Genomic DNA, 3,005 nt, shown 5'->3' on the forward strand with positions numbered 1-3,005 from the left:
CCCCGGCCGTTCCCCCTACGAAAAAAACCTATCCGAATCGGGGCAGGCATTTCTCTACGCCTCAATGCTGGTCCTGCTCAAAGCCGACACCCTGATCCGCACCGAAATCGAAGAAGAGGTGGTGGAGTTTGAAGACGATGAAGACTCCTTTGAGCCCCAGGGCTACGCCAAAAGGCTACCCCGCAACCTGGAAAACTATATCCATCGTCGGGCCGTAGCCAGCCCCCCCGAAAAACGTCAGGTCACCCTGCAAGAACTGATCGCCCAGCTAGAAATGATGGCGGCCGCCATGGCCAACCCCACCCCCAGAAATCGCAATCGGGGGGCCAAGCCTCACTCCAAACGCAAGGCCATCAGCACCATTGCCCAGCTCGCCCACCAGGAAAATCTATCAGAAATTGCCGACGCCCTGTCCACTTTTCTAGACCGCTACTGGGAAGAGCTAGAAAGCGCCATTGACTGGATGGACTTTGAGCGTCTGCTGGAACATTGGGCCAACTTTCGGCCCGATATTCTCGGCGGTCCGATTACAACAGAGCTGACCGATGAAGACTACCGCCATGAAAAAGTTGGCGTTTTTTGGGGTCTATTATTTCTATCGTCGCAATCTAAGGTAGAGCTGGCCCAAGATCGTTTTTATCGCGATCTCAAGGTTAGACAGTTGAACGCAGCTACCCTGCAGGACGTGCCCGCCTACGTTTTACCCGATTAGCCGCAACTGTCGGCTCCCGCATCACCAGATTAAGGCAACGGAGCACTCCGTAAAACAAACTAATCCCCGAGTGTCGGGTAACGGCTGAAATATATAAAAAACAATATTTCTCCGGGTGTCTATGAGGCAGCAATGAAGTCCATGAATATGCGTGGGTATACTGTAAACACGCTTGTTACTATCTGGACGTTGCCGAGTTTTTAACTCTGGTGGACACTAATTTGGCGTGACAATGATAGCTTTTGTCAGTTTACGTATTGGAGCCATGGGCTTGCTATCGTAGCTAATAATAGAGCCGTAATGTCCGTTTATTCTTACCTCTTAGCTGTTAATTAAGGACTAGAGAGAGCATTTATGAAAGCCATGATCTTGGCCGCAGGGAAAGGTACTCGTGTACGACCGATCACCTACACGATTCCAAAACCGATGATCCCCATCCTGCAAAAGCCAGTGATGGAGTTCCTATTAGAATTACTAAAACAGCACGGCTTTAATCAAGTTGTGGCCAATGTCAGCCACCTTGCTAACGAAATTGAAGGCTATTTTAGAGACGGTCAGCGCTTTGGTGTTGAGCTGGCCTATTCCTTTGAAGGCCGCATTACCAATGGTGAACTGGTGGGTGATGCCCTCGGTTCTGCGGGTGGTATGCGCAAGATTCAGGACTTCTCACCCTTTTTTGACGATACCTTTGTGGTTCTCTGCGGGGATGCGCTAATTGATCTAGACCTGACCGAAGCCGTACGACAGCACAAGGAAAAAGGCTCCATTGCCACCATCGTGATGAAGTCGGTACCTCTAAAACAGGTGCCCAGCTACGGTGTAGTAGTCACCGACGACACCGGCCGGATCAAGTCATTCCAAGAAAAGCCCAAGGTAGAAGAGGCCCTCAGCACCAACATCAATACGGGTATCTATATCTTTGAGCCAGAAATCTTTAATTACATCCCCTCGGGTCAAGAGTTTGACATCGGTGGCGACCTCTTTCCCAAACTGGTAGAAGCAAACGAAGCGTTCTATGGCATCACCATGGACTTTGAGTGGGTGGATATCGGTAAGGTGCCTGACTACTGGCAGGCGATTCAAGATGTTCTGACCGGTCAGGTCAAAGGCGTTGGTATTCCTGGGCAGGAGGTCAAGCCTGGGGTATACACCGGTCTAAATGTTAAGGCTAACTGGGACAAAATCAATATTGAAGGTCCAGTCTATATCGGTGGGATGGCCGCAATCGAAGACGGTGCCACCATTATTGGGCCTAGTATGATTGGCCCCAACTGCTGCATCTGCAGCGGTGCCACGGTGGATAAAAGCGTAGTGTTTGAATACTCCCGCATTGGTCCCGGCGTTCGCCTGATTGACAAGCTGGTGTTTGGTCGCTATTGCGTAGACAAAACTGGTGCATCCATCGATATGCAAGAGGCGGCCCTAGACTGGCTGATTACGGATACCCGTCAGGCTGTTCTGGCTGAGCCTCCCATTGAGCACCGTGCCATCACCGAACTGCTCAACGAAGCTGTGGTATGAACGTTTCGATTTAGCAATAATTCGTAGGGCTTACCGCCCAGCGTTTCATCTGAAGGCGCTTGCGATCGCAAGCGCCTTTTACTAGTTCATATCACCGTTCTATCTCGTTTCTGTCTCGTTATTATCGACCTCGGCCTAGTCCCCAGGAGCCAAGCCATACCGAGCCGAGCCCCCCGCCGCAATCGAAATTAAAACAATCGCAATCAGCGATCGCACCGTCAAAGTTTCCCCCAGCACCACAAAGCCAGAGGCCGCCGCCAGCATCGGTTCAACACTCAGCAGCACCCCAAAAACATTGACCGGCAGCCGCCGCAGCGCCACCAGCTCTAGGGCATAGGTGGCCGAGGATAGGGCCGCCACCACCGTTGCGATCGCCAGCAGTCGCCCATCCAACAGCGCCGTCCCCGCCGTGCCAATCCCAATGGGCGTGAGTAAGCAAGCACCAAACACCATCCCCCAGGCCAGCCCTTCTAGCCCTGGAATCACCTGGCCAGTAGCGGCTGCGAGCAAAATATAACCGGCCCAGGCCAGGGCTGCCAGGACAGCAAAGCCTAGGCCGATAGGGTCCAAACCACTCCCCTGGAGCGGGGCGAGTAGAATTACCCCCAGCGCTGCCAGCGTCACCCAAAGTAAATCTAACCAGCGTCGCGACTTAATCACCGATAGTCCCAATGGGCCAGTAAATTCAATCGCCACTGCAATACCCAGGGGAATCCGATCAATCGCCAGGTAAAACGCGGTATTCATCAAAGCCAGCACCCCGCCATAGGCC

The 3,005-nt window shown here is 52.7% G+C and carries 3 protein-coding genes; 2 read left to right on the plus strand and 1 reads right to left on the minus strand.

The genetic code is table 11. The features are described from left to right. Together IQ260_RS29380 and IQ260_RS29385 are read left to right on the plus strand one after the other, a co-directional pair. A partial coding sequence (locus IQ260_RS29380; protein WP_193996601.1) for a segregation/condensation protein A occupies positions 1-712 on the plus strand: 712 nt, incomplete at its 5' end. 354 nt (positions 713-1,066) lie between these two features. After that, positions 1,067-2,233 carry a sugar phosphate nucleotidyltransferase gene (locus IQ260_RS29385; RefSeq protein ID WP_193996602.1) on the plus strand — a complete coding sequence of 389 codons (1,167 nt, stop codon included), beginning with the start codon at positions 1,067-1,069 and terminating at the stop codon, positions 2,231-2,233. Between the two features lie 135 nt (positions 2,234-2,368). Here the strand turns inward: IQ260_RS29385 and IQ260_RS29390 are convergent. After that, positions 2,369-3,005: EamA family transporter (locus IQ260_RS29390; protein ID WP_193996603.1), on the minus strand; the 637-nt coding region annotated here is incomplete at its 5' end.

This window comes from Leptolyngbya cf. ectocarpi LEGE 11479, assembly GCF_015207065.1.
Lineage (GTDB): Bacteria > Cyanobacteriota > Cyanobacteriia > Phormidesmidales > Phormidesmidaceae > Leptothoe > Leptothoe ectocarpi.

Excerpts from the sequence above, each read along its gene's own strand:
- IQ260_RS29385 (WP_193996602.1), top strand. The coding sequence starts at position 1,067 with ATGAAAGCCATGATCTTGGCCGCAGGGAAAGGTACTCGTGTACGACCG.